Here is a 21,633-nt window from a genome sequence, read left to right as displayed (position 1 = left end):
GTCGCTATCGCTCGGTGGCGAATCGCTGGTTGCCGAGGACGGCGAGGAGTTCGAGTTTGCTCGCGGCTTCGGTGCCCGGCGATGCGGTGAGGACGAGGAGCGCGTGGAACTGGTCCTCGGTGAAGAGGACTTGGCAGTCGACTTCGATCGGGCCGAGTTCGGGGTGGAGAAGGGTCTTGTGGTCCGCGAACCGCCGGTGCACTTGTTGCTCGTCCCAGAGCGCGGTGAACTCGGGGCTCCGCCGGGTGAGTTCGCGGACGAGCTCCGCGGCGCGCGAGTTCGGTCCCATCGCGCCGAGGGCGGCGCGCAGCGTCGCGACCTGAGCCCGGCTCTGCCGTTCGTGGTCGTGTTCGGGGTAGCGGAGGCGTTCGGTCCCGGGGCGGACGAACCAGCGGTAGATCTCGCTGCGCTCCATGCCGGTGAAGCGGCTGGCGTCCCCGAAGAGGGCCTTGGCCGGCTCGTTCTGGACGAGGGTCTCGCCGAGGACGGAGATGATGAGCGCGGGGGTGTCGGAAAGGCGGTCGAACACGCGGAGCAGGGCGGGGGGTACGTAGTCCCCGCGGTGGTGACGGTCCGGGGCGCTGAGCCCTGCGACACGGAACAGGTAGTCGTGTTCGTCCGGGGTCAGCCGCAGGGCGCGGGCCACGGAGCCGAGGATCTGGGCGCTCGGCTGAGGGCTGCGGCCTTGCTCCAGCCGGGTGTAGTAGTCGGTCGACATTCCCGCGAGCTGCGCGACTTCCTCCCGGCGCAGGCCCGCGGCGCGGCGTCGGGGCCCGACCGTGAGACCGACGTCGGACGGTTGCAGGCCGGCCCGGTGCCGGGTCAGGAAAGTGCCGAGTGCGTCGCGATCCATGGGCACAGTATCGGCGGTCCGCAAACCCTCAACCAGAGACCGGCCTTCCCCCGATAAGCGGACTCTGGCACGCGCCGCGACGCGGCCGAACACTCGAAGCATGAACATCACCGGAAACACCGTCTTCATCCCCGGCGCGACCAGCGGCATCGGTCTCGACCTCGCTCTCGCCCTGCACGCGAAGGGCAACGAGGTCGTCGTCGGCGGCCGTCGCACCGACCTGCTCGCGCAGATCACGGCTGAGCACCCCGGCATCCACGCCGTCGAGATCGACACCACCAGCCCGGAGAGCGTCCAGCGGGCGGCCGGCCAGGTGATCGCGGAGCACCCCGAGCTCAACGTGCTCATCACGATGGCGGGGATCATGCGCATCGAGGACTGGACCAAGCCGGAGGGGTTCCTCGCCTCCGCGGAGGAGACCGTCACGACCAACCTCCTCGGCCCGATCCGCCTCATCGCCGCGTTCATCGAGCACCTCCGGTCCAGGCCGGACGCGACGATCATGACCGTCTCCTCGGGGCTCGCGTTCACACCGCTGCGGATCACGCCGAGCTACAACGCGACCAAGGCCGCGATCCACATGCTCAGCGAGACGCTGCGGCTCCAACTGGCGGGCACGACGGTGAAGGTGTCGGAGCTGGAGCCGCCGTCGGTGGCCACCGATCTCCTCCCCGGGCAGCGCGAAAGCTCGTTCGCGATGCCGCTGGAGGAGTTCGTCGCCGAGGTGATCGCCCTCATCGAGGCCGAGCCGGACGCCAGGGAGATCCAGGTCGAGCGGGTGAAATTCCTCCGCTACGGAGAGGCCCGCGGCGACTACGACGAGACCGTCGCCGCGGTGAACCACCTCGACCCGCACGGAAACTGAACGGAACAGCCACCCTCGTCACGCTCCGCGCGACCCGCACCGACCACGACGGCGCCGGCCCGATCACCTTCGGGCTGCACGACGACCGGCTCGTCGGCGTCGAGAAGGTCGACGACCTGGCTCCGGCCCCGCAGCGCGCGTACGTGCGGCGCATGGGGTTCGGCGACATCCTGGGCGGGGAGACCCGCTGACCGTACGCCCGGCTGCGGCCCTGCGATGGCCGGGCATGTCAGGAGTTGCGGCGCAGGACCGTGGCGAGAGCGTTGCGCAGCTCATTCTGCGCCTCCGCGGAGAGCCCGCCGAGGAGGTCGGTTTCCATCTGCCGGATGTCGCGGTGGGTGGCCAGCACCAGATCGCGGCCCTCCGCGGTGAGCCGCACGGTGCGCCGCCGGCGGTCCGACCCGTCGACTTCGCGGGCGATCAGGTGGCGGTCATCGAGGGCGTCCAGGTGGCCGATCAGACGGGTGGGGTCCCGGCGGCTACGGCGGGCCAGCTCCTTCTGCGTCAGCCCGGACTCGCCCATGAGGCGGCTCAGGATCACGTACTCCCACATGGTGAGGCCGTGAGCCTTCAGGATCGGCGCCTCGCGCGCGACGACGACGTTCAGCAGCCCACTGAGCAGCGCGCCGAGTTCCTCGCCGGGCTCGTCATCTCTTGCTGACATTCGTACACCCACGTAGATTATCTACCATGACAAACGAAATCACGGTCGGAACCACTTCCGACGCCACCGAACAGGACACCACACCCAGCCGCCCGCGTTTCGCGATGGTCGTGCTCTACGTCCGCGATCTTCAGGCATCGATCGCGTTCTACCGCCTCCTCGGGCTCGACGTGCCCGATCCCGAGCCCGAGCGCCCGGTCGCGGCCTACGCGGAAGGCGGCGCCACGAGGATGATCATCACCACCGACCCCGTCGCGCAGCGCTTCGATCCCGCCTGGGTCCGCCCCGCACGGGGCGGCTACCAGCAGGTCGTCGAGTTTTTCGTCGACGGCGACCCGGCCGTCGACGCTGCGTGGGAGCGGCTGACCTCAGCCGGTTACAAGGGCACCACGGCTCCCGGACACCTCCTCGGGCCCTACGCGACGATGGTCGAGGATCCGGACGGCAACGTGGTCCTGATCACCAGCGAACCGACCGCCGACACGGGGGAGACCGCACCTGCGAAGTAGCAAGCGGCAGATGTTTCCGCCGCGCATGCTTCGGTCTTCTGCGCATACGGGTCATGCTCGCCCCGTAGTCATGTTGTCGGTCTTCGATGCGAAGATCCGGGCGAGGCGACGCTACGCGAGGGAGATCAGCATGGGCACCTGGGATACCGGTCCCTTCGACAACGACACAGCCGCGGACTTCGCCGACGCGCTCGACGACGCCGAGCCCGCAGCGCGTGAAGCCCTGATCCGAGGCGTCCTCGTCCGGACGATCGACGCAACTGGCTATCTTGCGGAAGCGGAAGAGGCGGTGGCCGCCGCCGCCTTGATCGCGGCGCAATGCCCGGGAGGCGAACCCATCGACATGGCCTACGGTCCGGAAACACCGATGCCCGTGTTCCCTTTCGACCTCCGGGCACTCGCCGACGAAGCCCTCGCCCGCATCGTCGGCGACGATGATGGATCGGCCTCGAACTGGGTCGACCCGGAGGACTGGAAGCAGAGACGAGCCATACTGACGCGCCTTCGCGCAGTGCTTGCCCCGCCACCCCCTTCCGTTGCTCTCCTCGATGTCGAGCCGTAACCGAGCGTCGCTCAGCACGACAGTTGAGCCAGAGCCAGCGGGATGAACGAGGCGGTCCGGCTGTGGTGCCTCGCACTGGCAGCGGCCGCGTGCCGTCGGCAGTTGGTGCTCACTCCCTCCGCCCAGGCCCCGGCTGCCCGCCGTGGAGGGTGCGGAGGGTGCGGAGGGGGTGCGAGGTGAGGGCGGTGAGCGCGGCCGTGCTGACGGCTGCCGCGCAGAGCCCGGTGGTCACGCGAGGGCTGGTCGTGTCGGCGAGCGTGCCGAGGAGGGGGTTCGCCGCGAGGAGCGACACGCTCTGGACCAGGGTGAGCAGGGACTGCATCCGGGAGAGGTGCGTCTCCGGGATGCCCGTCAGGACCAGAGGGCCGATGTGGCAGGCGAACATGCCCGAGCCCGCGCCCAGGAGCAGACCGCCGCCCGCCGCCGCGGCCGGAGTGGGCGCCGCGGCCACCGCGGCGATGCCCAGGGCGGCGGCGAAGAGGCCGGCCGCCGCGCCGACACCGATGCGCCGCATCGCCCCCCGCCTCGTGACCGCGAGGGACACCGCGATCATGCCCGCGCCTTGCCCCGCCGCCATCAGGCCCGCCGCCCCCGCGCCCCAGCCGTGCTCCCTGGCCAGCAACGGGTTCAGCAGTGAGACCACCGGCAGCAGGAACGCCGCGGCGGCAGCCGTCAGCAGCAGGGCGGGTCGCAGCACGGGGTCCGTCACCGCGAGCCGTACACCGCCCGCCGCACCCGCCAGAAGGCTCTCGCCCCGCGGGGAGCGCTCCACGTCGAAGGCGGGCCGGACACGGAGGAGCACCACGAGCACGACGGCGAACGTGGCCGCGTCCACGAGGGCCGCGCCCGGCAGCCCGGCGGAGGCGACCAGGACGCCGCCGAGCGGTGCGCCCAGCAGCGAGGCGACCTGCCCGCCCGCCTGCCGCACGGCCAGCGCCCGGGGCAACTGCTCCTTGCCCACCAGGCGGCGCGGCATCGAGCCCGTCGCGGGCAGGTAGAACGCGTCCACCGTGCCGATCACCGCTGCGGTCGCCACCAGCAGCCAGGGCGGCGTGCCCAACTGGCTGCTCACCGCCGCGAGCGCGAGCACGGCCGCGAGCATCACGGCGTCCCCGGCGACCAGCACCCGGCGGGCACCGAAACGGTCGCCGACCGCACCGCCCAGGAGCAGCAGCACCGTACGCGGCAGGTTGACCGCGCTCAGCACCAGCGCGGCCGTCGCCCCGCCGTGCGCGCTCGCCGCCCAGCCGAGCGCGAAGTACATGGCCGCGTCGCCAAGGAGCGAGGCGCGGGTTCCGGCGAGCCAGACGAGGTACGAGCGGGGGAGCGCCGGCCGCGCCGGAGCCGCCCTGGCGGTGTCGAGGTGTGAGGCCACGGACGCAGACGCTAGGCGCGGCCACTGACATCCACCGGGGCAGATCGCTGAGCCCCGCGTACGTCGGGCGGCTGCGGCCGGGGCCGTATCGCGAGCACGGGTACGGCTCAGCCGGATACGCCCGGCCCCGGGGGCGGCTCTCCGCGGCATCGCCTGGTCCAGGATCGATTGTGGCGCAGGCACGCCCTGGCCGGCCGCGATGCTGTCCGGCTCAGGGCCCGGCCGACCATGGCGTTCTCCAGTCCAGGGCGGACCACGGCACCGTCCGCCTTATGGTGCGGCCCACCGCGGCATCGCCCGGTTCCGGGCCGCCCGTGGCGCCGGCACGCCCTGGCCGACCGCGGTGCTGTCCGGCTCAAGGCGCGGGCCACCGTGCCATCGCTGGTTCAGCACCGCCCATGGCGCCGCCCGCCCCGGGCGCGGGCGATCACGGTGCCGTCCGGTTCAGGGAGGGGACCTCCACGGTGCTGCCCGGCCCAGGGCCCCACACGCTCGCCACCCCGCTCAAATGCCCCCCACCGCGTTACCGGCGCCGATTCCGGGTTACCCGGAGAGCCGTAGGGCGGCGCAGGGCGAGCCCAGGAGGCGGGATGAGCGCGCTATGAGCGGGAAGCAGGACGCGGCCGACGTGCTCGTGATCTTCGGGATCACCGGGGACCTCGCGCGCAAGATGACGCTGAACTCGCTGTACCTGCTGGAGGCGGCCGGGCGGCTGGACTGCCCGATCGTTGGGGTGGCCCTGGAGGACTACTCCGCGGACCGGCTCCGCGCCCTGGTGGAGGACGCCGTCCACGCCGCCGACCCCACGGCCGATCGCGATGTGCTCGCCCGGCTGACCCGCCGCATCTCCTACGTGGCGGGCGATTTCGGTGACCCGGGGACGTACGAGCGGCTGGCCGCGGAGCTGCGCGGGCGGAAGCGGCCGCTGTTCTACCTGGAGATCCCGCCCGCCCTGTTCGCCCGCGTCGTGCAGGGCCTGGGCGGGGCGGGGCTCACCGGGGGAGCGCGGGTGCTGGTCGAGAAGCCCTTCGGGCACGACCTGGAGACGGCCCGCGCCCTGGACCGCGACCTGCACCGGGTGCTCGCCGAGCCGCAGATCCTGCGCATCGACCACTTCCTCGGCAAGCAGCCCGTGCTCGACCTGACCTGCCTGCGCTTCGCCAACACCCTGATCGAGCCGCTGTGGAGCCGCGAGTACATCACCGCCGTCGAGATCACCATGGCCGAGGACTTCGGCGTGGAGGACCGCGGCCGCTTCTACGACGACGTGGGCGCGCTGCGCGACGTCGTGCAGAACCATCTGCTCCAGGTGCTCGCCCTCGTCGCCATGGAACCGCCCGAGGCACAAGGCCCCGACGCCCTGTGGGACCGGCGGGCCGAGCTGTTCCGGTCGGTCGCCGACGCCGACCCCGCGATGTGCGTGCGCGGCCGGTACGACGGCTACGAGCAGGTGCCCGGAGTGCGGCCCGGCACCACCACCGAGACATACGTCGCCCTGCGGCTGCAGGTGGACAACCCGCGGTGGGCCGGCGTGCCCTTCTTCATCCGCGCCGGCAAGGCGCTCGCGGCCACCGCGACCGAGGTCCGGGTGGTCTTCGCCGCACCCGAGCAGGCCGGGGGCCCGGTCGCACCGGCCGGCCCGCCGAACCAGATCGTGCTGCGGGTCGACCCCGAACCGGGCCTGCGCACCCACCTGCTCTCCCGCAACGCCGAGGGCACCGGCACCCGCGACGTCCACCTCGACCTGCCGTTCGCCCTGGAACTCGGCAAGCCGCCCACCCCCTACGAGCGGCTGCTGCACGACGCCCTGACCGGCGACCGCTCGCTGTTCACCCGCGAGGACGCGGTCGAGGAGAGCTGGCGCATCCTGCAGCCGCTGCTGGACCACCCGCCGGACTGCGAGCCCTACGCCCGCGGCTCGTGGGGACCGGCCGCCGCCGACCGCCTGGTCGAAGGACACCTGCCCTGGCAGATCCCCTGGTTGCCGACGCCCGCGACGGCGCCCTGAAGACGACCGCGAGGACCTCACCGGGAACGGCCTCCCGGCCGCGCTGAACGCGACCCACCATCCGCGCCCCGGCGCCCCAGTGGCAGGGACCGCCCGCACCGGGCCCCGCACCGCCGTGCTTCCTTTAGAGTGCCCAGGTCAGACCTGTCACCTGGCGAACCGAGAAGGAACCACGGATTATGCCGACCGAGACGTTCGAGTTTCAGGTGGAAGCCCAGCGGCTTCTGCAGATGATGATCCACTCGATCTACTCGAACAAGGACGTCTTCCTGCGGGAACTCGTCTCCAACTCCTCCGACGCGCTGGACAAGCTGCGCCTGGCGAAGCTGCGCGACGACACGCTGGACGCCGACGTGTCCGACCTGCACATCGAGATCGAGGCCGACCCCGAGGCCCGTACCCTCACCGTGCGGGACAACGGCATCGGCATGTCGCACGACGAGGTCGTCGGGCTCATCGGCACCATCGCCAACTCCGGTACCGCCGCCTTCCTCAAGGAGCTGCAGGAGGCCCGCGAGGCGCAGGACAGCGCCGCGACCGAGGGGCTGATCGGGCAGTTCGGCGTCGGGTTCTACGCCACCTTCATGGTGGCCGACGAGGTGGTGCTGCTCACCCGGCGGGCCGGCGAGGGCCACGGCACGCGGTGGACCTCCAAGGGCGAGTCCACGTACACCGTCGAGACGGTCGAGGACGCCCCGCAGGGCACCGCCGTCACGCTGAAGCTCAAGCCCGCCGACGACGAGGACCGGCTCTACGACTACACCTCGCCGTGGAAGATCCGCGAGATCGTCAAGCGCTACTCCGACTTCATCACCTGGCCGATCCGGATGGTCAACCGATCGGCGGGCGCGGAAGGGGAGAAGGAGGAGGCCGCGGCACCCGAGACGCTCAACTCGATGAAGGCGCTGTGGGCCCGTTCCCGCGAGGACGTCGGCGAGGACGAGTACCACGAGCTTTACAAGCACATCAGCCACGACTGGAACGACCCGCTGGAGACCATCCGGCTCCAGGCCGAGGGCACCTTCGAGTACCAGGCGCTGCTCTTCATCCCCGCGCACGCCCCCCACGACCTGTTCATGCAGGGCTACAAGCGCGGCGTCCAGCTGTACGTCAAGCGCGTGTTCATCATGGACGACTGCGAAGCGCTCATGCCGCCCTACCTGCGCTTCGTCAAGGGCGTGGTGGACGCCGCCGACCTGTCGCTGAACGTCTCGCGCGAGATCCTCCAGCAGGACCGGCAGATCCAGCTGATGCACCGCCGGCTGGCCAAGAAGGTGCTCTCCACCATCAAGGAGATGATGACGGCCGAGCCGGAGAAGTACGCCGTCCTGTGGCGGGAGTTCGGCCGCGTGCTCAAGGAGGGCCTGATCGGCGACACCGAGAACCGCGACACCCTGCTCGCGATCTCTTCCTTCGCCACGACGCACGACCCCGAGCAGCCCACGACGCTCGCCTCCTACGTCGAACGCATGAAGGAGGGCCAGGAGTTCGTCTACTACGCCACCGGCGAGTCGCGGCAGGCGCTGGAGAACTCCCCGCACATGGAGGCGTTCCGGGCCCGCGGGGTGGAGGTGCTGCTGCTCACCGACCCGGTGGACGAGGTGTGGGTGGACGCGGTGCCCTCCTTCGAGGGCAAGGAGCTGCGGTCGATCGCCAAGGGCGAGGTCGAACTCGGCACCGAGGAGGAGAAGAAGGAGGCCGAGACCGCGCGCGAGCAGCGGCAGGAGGAGTACGCGGGCCTGCTGGAGTGGCTGAAGGGCGAGTTGGCCGAGCAGGTCAAGGACGTGCGGCTGTCCTCGCGGCTGACCTCCTCGCCGGCCTGTGTCGTCTCCGACACCCATGACGCCACCCCGGCGCTGGAGAACCTCTACCGGGCGATGGGCCAGGAGCTGCCGCCGGTCAAGCGCATCCTCGAACTCAACCCGGACCACGCCCTGGTGGCCGGTCTGCGCACCGCCCACGCCGAGCGGCCGGACGACCCCGCGCTGAAGGAGAGCGCCGAACTCCTGCACGGTATGGCCCTGCTGGCCGAGGGCGGCGAACTGGCCGACCCGGCGCGCTTCGTGCGCCTGGTGGCCGACCGGCTGGAGCACACGCTCTAGCGACGGCCGCTCCGGGCGCGGACGGGCGGACTCCGCAACGGAACCTCCTCGGCCCCGGCGCCGGATGTGCCGGGCGGGCCCTGGCGGCAGGCGGTCAGGGCCCGTTCAGGAGCGGGCGAAGGACGTCCGCAGCCGGTAGCGGTCCCCGGCGTAGCGGATGACCGAGACGAACAGCGGCTCCTGCTGGGCGCCGAAGGCGAGTTGGCGCATGACGAGCACGGGTGCGCCGGCCTCCAGGCCGAGTTGGCCGGCCACCTGCTCGTCGGCCCGGGTCGCCTCGATGGTGCTGTCCGCGCGCACCGGTTCGACCCCCGCCTCCTCCAGCGTGGTGAACAGCGAGCGGGAGGTGAAGTCGACGGACTCGATGCCGGGCACCAGGGACTGCCGCAGCCGGGTCTGGTCCACCGCTATGGCGACCTCGCCGAGGAAACGGACCCGCTCCAGCCGGAACAGCGGGGTGCCGGGCGCGATCGCCAGCTCCTCGGCCTCGTCGATGGTGGAGGCGCTGACCTCGCAGGTGAGGACGGTGGAGTGCGGGGTCAGGCCCATCCGGGACGCGGTCTCGCTGAAGGACTCCAGGCTGTTGGGCCACTCCTTCTTCTGCGCGCCGCGCGAGACGTACCAGCCGCGGCCGTGCGAGGCGCTGAGCACCCCGGTCTCGACCAGGCTGCCCAGGGCCTTGCGCAACGTGACGCGGCTGATGCCGAGTTGGCGGCACAGCTCGCGCTCCGGCGGCAGCCGGCCACCGGGCTTGACCAGACCCTGCTCCACCTGGCCGCGGATGACGTCGGCGGCCTGGACCCACAGCGGCTCGGGATAACCGGGCAGCACCGCGCCGGTGGTCTCCGGACTGTCGTTCATCTCGGCCAGGGCCCCCATGGTGTTCCGGACGTCCGCGGCGTCACGCTCGGTGCCGACATGGACAGCAGGCAGTCGTCGTCCTGCGCGCATCACCATAGCTTTACCTGCCGTCGGGGTGCCAGCGACGTGGGGGCCGCCGGGTGGGGACCGGTCACGGCAGCAGCACACCCTTGACGAAGTCCGGTCCCGCCGCCTCCATGGCCGCGAACGCCCGGTCCACCTCGTGGAGGGCGAACCGGTGGGTGACCAGGGGCGCGTAGCTGAACCGCCGCTCGGCGACGAGCCGCAGCGCGGTGCTCATCGCGGTCATCAGCCGGGTGCGGTCCGGGCAGAAGCCGTTGACGATCGTGACCGCCTTGTACCAGAGGTCCATGTCCATCGGAGCGTCGCCGCTGTGGTGGTAGCCGACGACGCACAGGGTGCCGAACGGGCGGGCCATGCTGGCGGCGGTGGCCAGGCCCGCGGTGCGGCCGGTCGCCTCCAGGACGATGTCCATCCGCCCCTCGCCGCGGCGGCCGGTGTCGGCGCGGTACTCCTCGGGCAACTCGTCGGGGGCGAAGGCGAGATCGGCGCCGAGGGCGAGGGCGCGCTCGCGGCGGGCCGGGTCGGGGTCCACGCCGACGAGCAGCCCGGGTGCGTGCCGCTTGGCGAGCTGCACCAGGCCGAGACCCATGAAGCCGAGGCCGACCACCGAGACGCGGTGCCCGGGTCGTATACCCGTACGGGACAGGGCCTCCTCCAGGTCGGCCACCGGCTCGCCGATGGCGTGCGCGGGCTCGATCCCGGGCGGCACCGGCAGCACCGCGTCGGCGTCCATCACCGCGAGCGTCGCGAAGCCCTCGCCGCCGAGCCCGGTGACCAGGTCGCCGGGGCGCCAGCGGCCGGCGTCACGGCCGGTGTCCACCACGCGGCCGACGATCTCGTGGCCGAGCCGCAGCGGCCCCGCGGCCGGGTCCCGCGCCAGCCACGGACCGATGTCGGAGGTGCACACGCCCGAGGCCACGACCTCGACGAGCACCTGCCGCTCGCCGGGGACGGGGTCGGCGACGTCGACCACCTCGGAGGTGCGGGGGCCGACCAGCTGACTGATCTTCACGTACGTCTCCTGCCTGCTGCCGTGGAAAGGGGCGGACCACCGGGGCCGGTCGCGGAACCGGTGGGGGACAGCGACGGGACCAGTGTAGTCAAGTGGTCCACAGTGGTAAGTAGTGGTGCGCTGTGAGCATGGCTGAATTCAAGCGCGTGATGTCCGCTTTCGTTCGCATAACGGTGGAAACATCGGCTGAACAAGCCGCGATTTCCGGCTGGTTACATCGTGCGCACCCTCTGGACATGGTCGCTTTCCTGACTACGATGTCCGCAAGTGGTATGCAAGTGGAACACTGTCGGTCCGTTCGAGGACGCGCCATCTACTGAATCGAGCCGCCGCATGCGGATACCCCAGCCGTCCCCGCTCCCGGGACAGATCACCGAGCAGATCGCGGAACAGCCCCAGGAACACCCCCGCGAAGAGGGGGACCGATAGGTGCGCGTCATCCTGCGGAAGGCCGCCTTCTACCTGCTCACCGCCTGGGCGGCGATCAGCCTCAACTTCGTGATCCCGCGGATCATGCCGGGCAACCCGGCCGACAACCTGATCAACCAGTTCCACGGCAAGCTCAGCCCGCAGGCCGTGCACGCGCTGCGGGTGCTGTTCGGGCAGTCCGGCCAGAACCTGTGGCAGCAGTACATCGGCTACTGGCACTCGATCTTCACCGGCGACTTCGGCATCAGCTACGCCTACTACCCCTCCTCGGTCAGCAGCGTGCTCGGCCAGAGCATGTTCTGGACGCTGATCCTGGTCACCGTCTCCACCGTGCTCGGCTTCGTCCTCGGCACCGCGCTGGGCATGCTCGCCGGCTGGAAGCGCGGCTCCTGGCTGGACTCCACGCTGGTCCCGGTGACCACGTTCCTGTCGTCCATCCCGTACTTCTGGTTCGCGATCATCGTCGTCTACCTCTTCGCGATCACCCTCAAGTGGTTCCCGCTGTCCGGCGGTTACGCCGTCGACCAGACCATCGGGCTGAACGCCGGCTTCATCGAGAGCGCCGTCAACTACGCGATCCTGCCCGCCGCCACCATCACCGCGGCCTCGGTCGGCGGCTGGCTGATCGGCATGCGCAACATGATGGTCACCACCCTCAGCGAGGACTACGTCCGGCTGGCCGAGGCCAAGGGCCTGCCCAAGCGCCGGGTGATGTACAGCTACGCTGCCCGCAACGCGATGCTGCCCTCACTGTCCGGCTTCGCGATGTCGCTGGGCTTCGTCGTCGGCGGCTCCATCGTCACCGAGGTGGTCTTCAACTACCCCGGCATCGGCTCGGTGCTCTTCAAGGCCGCCCAAGCCGCCGACTACCCGCTGATGTCCGCGATCTTCCTGCTCATCACCGTGCTGGTGCTGCTGGCGAACCTGGCCGCCGACATCGCCTACGTCTTCCTCGACCCGCGGACAAGGGAGAGCTGAACCATGGCCGTGCACGCCGCACTCGCCGAACCCGAGGCCGCCGCCGACCCGGCACAGGGCGCCGCCCGCCTGTGGCGCCGCCTGCTGCGCTCCCCGCTGACCGTCACCGGCCTCGTGATCACCCTGGCCTTCCTCGTCCTCGCGGTCCTGGCCCCCTGGATCTCGCCCTACGACCCCTCGGCGGTCAGCGACACCACCCTGGCCGGGCCGTCCGGCGCCCACTGGCTCGGCACCACCCAGAACGGCCAGGACGTGCTGTCCCAGATGCTCTACGGGGCCCGCGCCTCCATGGCGGTCGGCTTCGGTGCCGCGGTGCTCACCACCGCCCTGTCGGTCCTGGTCGGGGTGACCGCCGGCTACCTCGGCGGCATCGGCGACGAGGTGCTCTCCCTGCTCGCCAACGTCTTCCTGGTCCTGCCCAGCCTGCCGCTGACCATCATCCTGGCCGCCTACCTGCCGCACAGCGGCTCGCTCGGCATCATCCTGGTGATCACGGTGACCAGCTGGGCCTGGGGCGCCCGGGTGCTGCGGGCGCAGACCCTCTCCCTGCGCAAACGCGACTTCGTGGAGGCCGCCCGGGCCACCGGCGAGCCGACCTGGCGGATCATCGTCCGCGACATCCTGCCCAACCAGGTCGCGGTGATCGCCGCCTCGTTCCTGAGCACCGTCACCTTCGCCATCCTCACCCAGGCGAGCCTGGCGTTCCTCGGTCTGGCCGACGTCACGCAGTGGTCCTGGGGCACCATCCTCTACTGGGCGCAGACCGGCAGCGCCCTGCTCACCGGCGCCTGGTGGTGGTTCGTCCCCGCCGGGCTCGCCATCGCCGTGGTCGGCACCGCGCTCGCGCTGGTCAACTTCGGCATCGACGAGTTCATCAACCCGCGGCTGCGGCAGGCCGGCATCGGCACCAAGAAGGCCCAGCGCGCCCAGGTCACCGCCCGCCGCAGGCCCCGGGTGCGCAAGGGCGCCCCGGCCGTGCGCCGCCCGGCGGCCGCGCCCTTCACCCAGGACAGCACCGACGTCATCCTCGACGTGCGCCACCTGAAGGTGGACTACGTCGGCGACGGCGGCGGCCGCACCCCCGCGGTGGACGACGTCTCCTTCACCCTGCGCCGCGGCGAGGTGCTCGGCATCGCCGGCGAGTCCGGCTCCGGCAAGTCCACCCTCGCCTACGCCATCACCCGGCTGCACAAGCCGCCGGCCGAGATCTCCCACGGCGAGATCCACTACACCCGGCCCGACGGCTCCACCGTGGACGTCCTCGGCCTGGACGACGCCGAACTGCGGGACTTCCGCTGGGAGGAGCTGTCCATCGTCTTCCAGTCCGCGATGCACGCCCTCAACCCCGTGCTGCGGATCGGCGCCCAGATCGAGGACGTGATCGTCGCCCACCGGCCGCGGATGACGGCGCAGGAGCGGGCCGCCCGGGTGGTCGAACTGCTCGGCATCGTCGGCATCCCCGCCGACCGCGCCGACTCCTACCCGCACGAGCTGTCCGGCGGCATGCGGCAGCGCGCGATGATCGCCGTCGGGCTCGCCCTGGACCCCGAGATCATCGTCATGGACGAGCCCACCACCGCCCTCGACGTCGTCATCCAGCGGCAGATCGTCGAGAAGATCATGGAGCTGAAGGACCGGCTCGGCTTCTCGGTGGTCTTCATCACCCACGACCTGTCGCTGCTGATCGAACTGTCGGACACCATCGCGGTGATGTACGGCGGGCGGATCGTCGAGCAGGCGGCCGCCGAGGACTTCTACCGGCGCCCCCAGCACCCCTACAGCCGCGGGCTGCTGGCCTCCTTCCCGACCCTCGGCGGGCCGCGACGGGAGCTGACCGGCATCCCCGGCTCCCCGCCCGACCTGCGCCGGCTGCCCGCGGGCTGCGCCTTCGCCCCGCGCTGCCCGGCGGCCTTCGACGCCTGCACCACCAGGGTTCCGCAGCTCGTGCCGGTCCCCGCCCCCGGCGGCGGCACCGCCCAGGCGGCCTGCCTGCTGCACGAACCGGGAGCACCCAACGGCCTGACGGGCGAACAGAGCCAGAGCACCGACGAGTTGGCCACAGGTGAGGCCCGATGAGCGAGCAGACCATGACGGCCCCGGCCACCGCACCGGCCGGCGGGCCCCCGGTGCTCCAGGCGGTCCACGTCACCAAGCACTTCCCGGCCCGCGGCGGGCTGCCGCGCCGGGGCGTCGCCCGCCGGGTCGTGCACGCGGTCGAGGACGTCTCCCTCGACCTGTACGCGGGCCGCATCACCGCGCTGGTCGGCGAGTCGGGCTCCGGCAAGTCGACGCTGGCCCGGCTGCTCGCCCAGCTGCACCCGGTCACCTCCGGCGAGGTGCTGCTGCACGGCAAGCCGGTCAGGGCCCAGCGCGGGCGGGCCTTCCGCGAGCACGTCCGGGCGGTCCAGCTGATCCTCCAGGACCCGTTCGGCTCCTTCAACCCGGTGGCCACCATCGCCGGCACCCTGGGCCGCGCGGTCGCGCTGCACCACCCGGAGCGCAAGGGCAAGGAGCGGGCCGCCCTGGTGGAGGACCTGCTCACACAGATCAACCTCACCCCGCCCCGGCAGTTCGCCGAGAAGTTCCCGCACGAACTGTCCGGCGGGCAGCTCCAGCGCATCTCCATCGCCCGCGCGCTGGCCGCAGAACCCGAGGTGTTCCTGGCCGACGAACCCGTCTCCAGCCTCGACGTCTCCATCCGGCTCGGCGTGCTCAACCTGCTGCGCCGCCTCACCGAGGAACGCAACGCGGCGATGCTCTACGTCACCCACGACATCGCCTCCGCCCGCTACTTCGCTGCCGACACCGCCGTGATGTACGCCGGGCAACTGGTCGAGCAGGGACCCTCCGAGGCCGTCACCCAGCAGGCTGCCCACCCCTACACCCAGCTGCTGATCTCCTCCGCGCCCGACCCCTCGCGCCCGGCCGGCAGCCGGGTCCGCGACATCGGCCAGCCGCCCAGCCTGATCGACCCGCCGGCCGGCTGCCGTTTCCACCCGCGCTGCCCGTTCGCCATGGAGCGCTGCGCGACCACCGTGCCGGACAGCCACGAGATCTCACCCGGTCACACCACCCGCTGCTGGCTGTACGCCGACGACGCCGAGGCCCGCGCCAAGCGGGCCGAGAACGCCGCGGCCACCGGAAAGGCAGGTACCGCCGGGGGCACCGGCCCCGCCGATCCGCCGCCGACTCCCGCCTGAGCCTGGGCCGTTCGCCGCCCGGCCCCCCGACATCGCCCGCGATCCCCCCGCTCCGATCCCCCCGAACACCCCAGCTGTGCCCCGCCCTTCGCTCGTCCCATCCCCAAGGAGCAGACGCCCGTGACCACTTCGCAGTCGCCCCTCGCGTCGGGCATGACCAGACGCGGCCTCCTCGCCGGTGCCCTGGCGGGCGCGGGCAGCCTCGCCCTCTACGGCTGCCAGCCCTCCGCCGGCGGCTCCAGCGGCGGCAGCGACACGCTCACCGTCGCCGGCCAGTCCGACAACCTCGCCCGCACCTTCAACCCCTTCCTGCCCAACACCGCCCAGGGCCTGACCTACGCCTCCCCGGGCCAGGGCAACTTCATCTACGAGCCGCTGGTGCAGATCAACACCGTGGACATCGGCCACGACATCCCCTGGCTGGCCAAGGCGTGGCGGTGGAGCGACGGCAACAAGACGCTCACCTGCGACCTGCAGTCCGGCGTGAAGTGGACCGACGGCACGGCCTTCTCCGCCGACGACGTGGTGTTCACCTACACCATGCTGAAGAAGTTCCCCGCGCTGAACATGCTCGGCATCGAATTCACCACGGTGACCGCGCCCAGCCCCACCCAGGTCGTCTTCACCTTCGCCACGCCCTCCGAGCAGTTCTTCACCAACATCGTCTCCTCGGCGATCGTGCCCAAGCACATCTGGTCCACCGTCAAGGACCCCACGAAGTACGTCGACTCCGACCCGGTCGGCACCGGGCCCTACCAGCTCAAGCAGTTCTCCGCGCAGAGCCTGCTGCTGGTCCGCAACGAGAACTACTGGCAGGCCAAGGCGCAGATCAAGCAGCTGCGGTTCGTGGCCTACAAGGACAACGAGGGCATGACCAACGCCCTGGTGCAGGGCCAGGCGGACTGGGGCGGCACCTACATCGCCAACGCCGAGAAGACCTACCTCAGCCGCAGCAAGGACTACCACTACTGGGCGCCGCTGGCCGGCACCGACGGCCTCATCCCCAACCTGGAGCGCTGGCCGCTCAGCGACCTGGCGGTACGCCGGGCGATCAGCCTCGGTGTCAACCGCAAGCAGGTCGGCGGGGCCACCGGCTCGCCGCCGGCCACCTCCGTCACCGGCCTGCCGATGCCGGCGTACACCTCCTCGATCGCCCCCGCCTACAAGGGCGTCGACTTCACCCAGGACGTCGCCAAGGCCCGCCAGACCCTGGAGGACGCCGGCTACACCAAGGGCGGCGACGGCTACTACCACAAGGGCGGCAAGCGGCTGGAGTTCTCCATCACCTTCCCCTCGGCGTACACCGACATCGCCTCCCGGGTGCAGGTGCTGGTCTCGCAGCTGAAGGACATCGGCATCAAGCTCACCATCGACACCACGACGGTCACCGACATCAACACCCTGACCGCCAAGGGCGACTTCGACTCCACGATGGGCTACCCGGTCGACTCCGCGCCGCGCGCCTTCTCGTACTACAACGACACGATCAACCCCAACCTGTACTACCCGATCGGCAAGGCCACCCCGACGTACCAGAACATCGAGCGGTTCAAGAACGACGAGGCCGCCCAGCTGTTCAAGGAGTACCCGAAGGCGACCACGGACGCCCAGCGGCAGCAGATCCTCGACGGCATCGAGAAGATCTTCGTGGAGAACCTGCCCTGGATCCCGATGTTCTACTGGGGCACCTACGGCAACTGGAGCACCGCGAAGGCCACCGGCTTCCCGAGCCCGGACAACCCCTACTTCAGCCCCGTGCCCAACCCCGTCGTCGCCCTGCGGCTCAAGCCGGCCTGATCCCGCGCACGTCCGGCCGCCCGCCCCACCACCCCGTCAGGAGAGCCATGCCCCACCTCTCGACGCCCAGAGCCATGGTCGTCGTCAACGGCGACGACATCCACCACGACCTGCTCAGCGCCGCCGGAGTCTTCCGGCAGCTGGGCACCGAGGCCGGGTTCAGCACCCGCGCGGCCATGGGCACCAACCGCTTCGCCGACCCCCGACCGGAGACGGCCGAGGCGGAGGTCTACCTCTTCTACACCGCGGGCGGCCACTTCGCGACGGCCCAGCAGCAGGCGCTCGCCGACGCCGTGCGCGCCGGCAAGGGCCTGGTCGGGGTGCACGGCGCCAACATCATGGGCTGGCAGGGCGAGGGCCTGGACCCCGCCGACCGCCCCCTGTTCGAGCTGCTCGGCAACCGCTACCTCTCGCACGGCCCCGGCCACCACGAGGGGCGGCACACCATCGAGATCATCGCCGACCACCCGATCACCAAGGGCGTGGACGACTTCGAACTCTTCGACGAGTACTACGAGTTCGAGTTCGCCGAGGGCGAGGTGCAGATCCTCGCGCAGCGCCACCGCGCGGACGGCGTCGCCATCCCGGTGCTGTACGCCAAGGAGTACGGCGCCGGGCGGGTGGTCTACCTCGCCCTCGGCCACGACATGCGGTCCTGGGGCGAGCCGCCGGTGCGCACCCTGATCCGGCAGGCGATGCTGTGGGCGGCCGGCCGTGACTGAGACCGCGACACAGGACGCCCGCCCCGCGCTCGGCGTCATGATGTACACCGTCCTCGCCCAGGCCCGCGCCGACCTGGAGGGCACCCTCGCCCGCCTGGCCGCCCTCGGCTACCTCGGCATCGAAACCTACGGCCTGGTCGAGCACTTCGGCCCGGCCCGGGTCCGCGACGCCATCGCCGCCGCCGGGCTCACCCTGACCAGCGCCCACACCCCCTTCCCGGCCGGCAAGGACGCCGAGCGCCTGCTGGACGAGAACGAGGAACTGGGCGCCCGCACCCTGGTGTGGAGCATGGAGCGCGAGGAGTTCGACTCGCCCGAGGCCATCCGCCGCGGCGTCCAGCGGGTCAACGAGGCCGCCGAGAACGCCGCCGCCCGCGGCATGGCCATCGCCTACCACAACCACTTCGCCGAGTTCGCGAACACCTTCGACGGCCGGCAGGCCTACGACCTGCTGCTGGACGCGCTCGACGAGCGCGTCGTCGTCGAACTCGACGCCTACTGGGCGGTGATGGGCGGCGCCGACCCCGCGGAGGTGCTCGCCCGCCTCGGCAGCCGCGCCCGGCTGCTGCACGTCAAGGACGGCCCCGCCGTCTCCTACGAGGAGGACGTCATGGTGCCCATCGGCGAGGGCCGGATCGACTGGGAGCGCACGCTCACCACACCGTCCGGACTCCAGTGGCACATCGTGGAGCTGGAACGCCTGCACCTCGACACCTTCGAGGCGCTGCGCCGCTCCCACGACCACCTGACCGGCCGCGGCCTCACCCGCGGCGGAGACGTCCCGGCGCCGACCGAGGAGCAGGCATGAGGGTGCTGTTCCTCGGCGGCGCCGGGATGATCGGCTCGGCGGCGGGCGCGTACGCCGTGGAGCAGGGCACGGACCTGACCATCGTGACCCGCTCCGCGCCCAAACGCCCGCCGTCGGACGCCGTCCGGCAGATCCGCGCCGACGTCCGCGACACCGCGGCCCTGCGCGCCGCCCTGCGCGGCGAGGAGTTCGATGCGGTCGTCGACTGGGTCGGCTTCACCCCCGACGACATCCGCGACCACCCGGCGCTGTTCACCGGCCGCACCGGCCAGTACGTCTTCATCAGCACCTGCTCGGTCTTCGGCCGCCCCGTGCCGCAACTGCCCATCACCGAGTCCAGCCCGCGCCGCCAGCCCGTCTTCGGCTACGCCCGCGACAAGGTCGCCTGCGAACTGCTGCTGGAGGACGCCTACCGCACCAGCGGCCTGCCGCTGACGATCGTGCGGCCCTTCCACACCTACGACCGCACGGCCGTGCCGCTGCTGTCCGGCTGGACCGCGATCGAGCGGATGCGGGCCGGCAAGCCCGTCGTCGTGCACGGCGACGGCACCTCGCTGTGGTCCCTGATGCACGCGAGCGACTTCGCCCGCGCCTTCGTCCCCCTGCTCGGCAACGGGCACGCCATCGGCGAGAGCGTCAACGTGGTCAGCGGCGACATCCTCACCTGGGACCAGATCCACCTCGCGCTCGCGAACGCGGCCGGGGTGCGGGCGCCGCTGCTGCGGCACCGCTCCAGCGAGGACATCGCCCGCCACATCTCCGGCTGGGCCGACGTCCTGGAGCACGACTTCCGGCACTCGATGCTCTTCGACACCACCCGGCTGCGCACCCTCGTGCCCGGCTTCGCCCCCCGCGTCTCGCTGGCCGAGGGCGCCCGCGAGGTGATCGCCCACTACGACGCCCACCCCGAACTGCGCGCGGCGGACGAGGCCCTCGACCGCGCCTTCGACGCCCTGCTGCAAGGAGAGACCACGTGATCGGCATCGGCCTGATCGGCTCGGGGTTCATCGGCGACACCTACGCCGACGCCCTCCAGGACGTGCGCACCGCGGAGCTGGTGGCCGCCTGCTCGCGCGACATCACCCGAGCCGAGGCCCTGACCCGCAAATGGGCCCCCGCAGCACGCGCCTACGACGACATGGCCGCGCTGTGCGCCGACCCGGCCGTCGACCTCGTCGTCGTCGCCGTGCCCAACGAGGCCCACCTGGCAGCCGTGCAGGCGGTCGCCGCCGCGGGCAAGGGCGTGGTGTGCACCAAGCCGCTCGCGCGCACCGGGCCCGAGGCGAGCGCCATCCTCGACGTGGTGCGCGCCGCCGGTATCTGGCACGGCTACGCCGAGAGCTCGGTGTTCTCGCCCAACATCGCCAAGGCGCACGAGATGGTCGCCGCGGGCGCCATCGGCGACCTGCTCACCATGCGCGCCCGCGAGGCCCACTCCGGCCCGCACGCGCCCCACTTCTGGGACGCCGAGACCGCAGGTGGCGGCGCCCTGCTCGACATGGGCTGCCACACCGTGGAGTCCGCCCGGCACTTCTTCGGCAAGGACAACCCCATCACCGAGGTCTTCGCCTGGGGCGCCACCCTCGCCCACGGCGAGCGCACCACCGGCGAGGACACCGCCATCGCGCTGCTGAAGTTCGCCGGCGGCCAGCTCGCCACCGTGGAGTCCTCCTGGATCGAGAAGGGCGGCATGCAGCTGCGGCACGAACTCGTCGGCAGCGCCGGCCGCCTGGTCACCGACACCTCCGCCACCCCGGTGTGGGGCTTCATCGAGCACCCGGCCGGCTACCTGGTGGAGAAGGCCGACGCCGAGACCGGCTGGGTCTACCCGGTGCCCGAGGAGGCCCGCGCCTACGGCTTCAGCCAGCAGATGCGCCACTTCGCCGAGTGCTTCGCGCGCGGCGAGACGCCCCGGGAGACCTTCGAGGACGGCGTGGTCGTCAACCACGTCCTCGACGCCGCCTACGCCTCCATGCGCTCCGGCACATGGGAGCGGGTCCGGACCCCGGCGTGAGCGCCGGCCGCGCGGCCGGCGACGTGCTCGCCGCGGACCACCCCGAGCCGCTGTGGCTGCAGGCCAAGGCCGCGCTGCGGGACCGGATCGCCGGCGGCGAGGTCGCCGCCGGCGCCCGGCTGCCGCCCGAGCGCGAGCTGTGCCGGCTGCTCGGCATCTCCCGGGTCACCCTGCGCCGGGCACTGGCCGCGCTGGTCGAGGACGGCGTGCTGCACCCGGCCCAGGGCCGCGGCTGGTACGTCGGCGAGCCCGGCCGCCAGGAGTGGCCCAACACCCTGGAGTCCTTCACCGAGACCGCCCGCCGCCTCGGCCTGTCCGCCACCTCGAAGGTGCTGCGCCGCGAGACCGGCCCGGCCGGCTTCGACGAGGCCGAGGCGTTCCGCATCGCCCCCGGCACCCCGCTCTACCGGCTCGACCGGGTGCGGATGCTCGACGGCGTCCCCATCGCCGTGGACCGCTCCCTGGTCCCCGCCGGCATCGCCGTCGGCTTCGACGCCGTGGACTTCACCGCCCGCTCCCTCTACGACACGCTCACCGGCCTGGGCCACCAGCTCGCCCAGGCCGACACCACGATCGAGGCGCGCCCCGCCGACGTGGCGCTCGCCGGCCATCTGGGTACCGCGGCCGGCACCCCCGTCCTCGAGATGCGGCAGATCGTCCGCGACCGCACGCAGGTGCCGCTGCTGTCCTCGGTGATCGCCTACGCCGGCGACCGCTACCGGCTGCGCACCTCCTTCGCGCGGGCGCTGGGCGACTGACCGCGATGCCCGCCCCTCCTCGCACCAGCGGA

At 71.7% G+C, this 21,633-nt stretch carries 19 protein-coding genes and 1 pseudogene; 15 read left to right on the top strand and 5 right to left on the bottom strand.

The features are described from left to right. Nucleotides 1-4: 4 nt before the first annotated feature. Nucleotides 5-853: a helix-turn-helix transcriptional regulator gene (locus BLR33_RS01215; RefSeq protein ID WP_093782325.1), complete on the bottom strand. Its 849-nt coding sequence runs from the start codon at nt 851-853 to the stop codon at nt 5-7. A 100-nt stretch (nt 854-953) separates the two neighbouring features. On the opposite strand from BLR33_RS01215, the gene BLR33_RS01210 reads away from it, so the two are divergent. Next, nucleotides 954-1,718 (top strand): SDR family oxidoreductase, encoded by a 765-nt coding sequence (locus BLR33_RS01210; RefSeq protein WP_093782324.1) that lies wholly within the window; start codon nt 954-956, stop codon nt 1,716-1,718. A 229-nt stretch (nt 1,719-1,947) separates the two neighbouring features. On the opposite strand, the gene BLR33_RS01205 is transcribed toward BLR33_RS01210, so the two are convergent. Beyond that, a complete protein-coding gene (locus BLR33_RS01205; protein WP_093782323.1) occupies nt 1,948-2,382 on the bottom strand; it encodes a MarR family winged helix-turn-helix transcriptional regulator in 435 nt (144 codons plus the stop codon). A 26-nt stretch (nt 2,383-2,408) separates the two neighbouring features. On the opposite strand from BLR33_RS01205, the gene BLR33_RS01200 reads away from it, so the two are divergent. Both BLR33_RS01200 and BLR33_RS01195 read left to right on the top strand, forming a co-directional pair. Further along, on the top strand, nt 2,409-2,891 hold the full coding sequence (locus BLR33_RS01200) for a VOC family protein (RefSeq protein ID WP_093782322.1): 483 nt from the start codon (nt 2,409-2,411) through the stop codon (nt 2,889-2,891). 130 nt (nt 2,892-3,021) lie between these two features. Next, a complete protein-coding gene (locus BLR33_RS01195) occupies nt 3,022-3,453 on the top strand; it encodes a DUF4259 domain-containing protein (RefSeq protein ID WP_176930064.1) in 432 nt (143 codons plus the stop codon). A 109-nt stretch (nt 3,454-3,562) separates the two neighbouring features. Here BLR33_RS01195 and BLR33_RS01190 read toward each other — a convergent pair whose 3' ends face one another. Continuing rightward, nucleotides 3,563-4,828 carry an MFS transporter gene (locus BLR33_RS01190; protein WP_245771066.1) on the bottom strand — a complete coding sequence of 422 codons (1,266 nt, stop codon included), beginning with the start codon at nt 4,826-4,828 and terminating at the stop codon, nt 3,563-3,565. Nucleotides 4,829-5,429: 601 nt separating this feature from the next. On the opposite strand from BLR33_RS01190, the gene BLR33_RS01185 reads away from it, so the two are divergent. Together BLR33_RS01185 and htpG are read left to right on the top strand one after the other, a co-directional pair. Then, nucleotides 5,430-6,836: a glucose-6-phosphate dehydrogenase gene (locus tag BLR33_RS01185; RefSeq protein WP_093782319.1), complete on the top strand. Its 1,407-nt coding sequence runs from the start codon at nt 5,430-5,432 to the stop codon at nt 6,834-6,836. A gap of 179 nt (nt 6,837-7,015) precedes the next feature. Next, entirely contained in the window at nt 7,016-8,938 is a 1,923-nt protein-coding gene (gene htpG, locus BLR33_RS01180; protein ID WP_093782318.1) for a molecular chaperone HtpG, read from the top strand. Nucleotides 8,939-9,043: 105 nt separating this feature from the next. Here htpG and BLR33_RS01175 read toward each other — a convergent pair whose 3' ends face one another. Both BLR33_RS01175 and BLR33_RS01170 read right to left on the bottom strand, forming a co-directional pair. Beyond that, a complete protein-coding gene (locus BLR33_RS01175) occupies nt 9,044-9,889 on the bottom strand; it encodes a GntR family transcriptional regulator (protein WP_245771065.1) in 846 nt (281 codons plus the stop codon). Nucleotides 9,890-9,950: 61 nt separating this feature from the next. Continuing rightward, the gene (locus tag BLR33_RS01170; protein ID WP_093782317.1) at nt 9,951-10,895 is read right to left on the bottom strand and encodes a zinc-dependent alcohol dehydrogenase; all 945 of its coding nucleotides are present in this window, start codon (nt 10,893-10,895) and stop codon (nt 9,951-9,953) included. Between the two features lie 429 nt (nt 10,896-11,324). Here BLR33_RS01170 and BLR33_RS01165 point away from each other — a divergent pair, with 429 nt between their 5' ends. From BLR33_RS01165 to BLR33_RS01125, 10 genes and pseudogenes are all read left to right on the top strand, one after another. After that, nucleotides 11,325-12,302: an ABC transporter permease gene (locus tag BLR33_RS01165; RefSeq protein ID WP_093782316.1), complete on the top strand. Its 978-nt coding sequence runs from the start codon at nt 11,325-11,327 to the stop codon at nt 12,300-12,302. A 3-nt stretch (nt 12,303-12,305) separates the two neighbouring features. Then, nucleotides 12,306-13,133: pseudogene (locus tag BLR33_RS35750) on the top strand (ABC transporter permease); the annotation flags it as partial. Nucleotides 13,134-13,277: 144 nt separating this feature from the next. Further along, complete coding sequence (locus BLR33_RS35745) at nt 13,278-14,378, top strand: ABC transporter ATP-binding protein (protein WP_245771119.1); 1,101 nt, start codon at nt 13,278-13,280, stop codon at nt 14,376-14,378. Beyond that, a complete protein-coding gene (locus BLR33_RS01155) occupies nt 14,375-15,502 on the top strand; it encodes an ABC transporter ATP-binding protein (RefSeq protein ID WP_245771064.1) in 1,128 nt (375 codons plus the stop codon). Before BLR33_RS35745 ends, BLR33_RS01155 begins: the two co-directional genes overlap by 4 nt. Before the next feature lie 120 nt (nt 15,503-15,622). Next, nucleotides 15,623-17,299 carry an ABC transporter substrate-binding protein gene (locus tag BLR33_RS01150; RefSeq protein ID WP_218136587.1) on the top strand — a complete coding sequence of 559 codons (1,677 nt, stop codon included), beginning with the start codon at nt 15,623-15,625 and terminating at the stop codon, nt 17,297-17,299. Between the two features lie 47 nt (nt 17,300-17,346). Continuing rightward, the gene (locus BLR33_RS01145; protein WP_218136586.1) at nt 17,347-18,021 is read left to right on the top strand and encodes a ThuA domain-containing protein; all 675 of its coding nucleotides are present in this window, start codon (nt 17,347-17,349) and stop codon (nt 18,019-18,021) included. After that, the gene (locus BLR33_RS01140; RefSeq protein ID WP_218136585.1) at nt 18,014-18,829 is read left to right on the top strand and encodes a sugar phosphate isomerase/epimerase family protein; all 816 of its coding nucleotides are present in this window, start codon (nt 18,014-18,016) and stop codon (nt 18,827-18,829) included. The genes BLR33_RS01145 and BLR33_RS01140 overlap by 8 nt, the downstream gene beginning before the upstream one ends. Then, a complete protein-coding gene (locus BLR33_RS01135; RefSeq protein ID WP_093782312.1) occupies nt 18,826-19,806 on the top strand; it encodes an NAD-dependent epimerase/dehydratase family protein in 981 nt (326 codons plus the stop codon). Before BLR33_RS01140 ends, BLR33_RS01135 begins: the two co-directional genes overlap by 4 nt. Next, entirely contained in the window at nt 19,803-20,843 is a 1,041-nt protein-coding gene (locus BLR33_RS01130) for a Gfo/Idh/MocA family protein (protein ID WP_093782311.1), read from the top strand. The genes BLR33_RS01135 and BLR33_RS01130 overlap by 4 nt, the downstream gene beginning before the upstream one ends. Continuing rightward, nucleotides 20,816-21,601 (top strand): GntR family transcriptional regulator, encoded by a 786-nt coding sequence (locus tag BLR33_RS01125; RefSeq protein ID WP_093782310.1) that lies wholly within the window; start codon nt 20,816-20,818, stop codon nt 21,599-21,601. The genes BLR33_RS01130 and BLR33_RS01125 overlap by 28 nt, the downstream gene beginning before the upstream one ends. Nucleotides 21,602-21,633: the final 32 nt, after the last annotated feature.

It is taken from the genome of Actinacidiphila guanduensis, from assembly GCF_900103985.1.
Lineage (GTDB): Bacteria > Actinomycetota > Actinomycetes > Streptomycetales > Streptomycetaceae > Actinacidiphila > Actinacidiphila guanduensis.
This window is presented reverse-complemented; position numbering and strand designations above follow the sequence as displayed.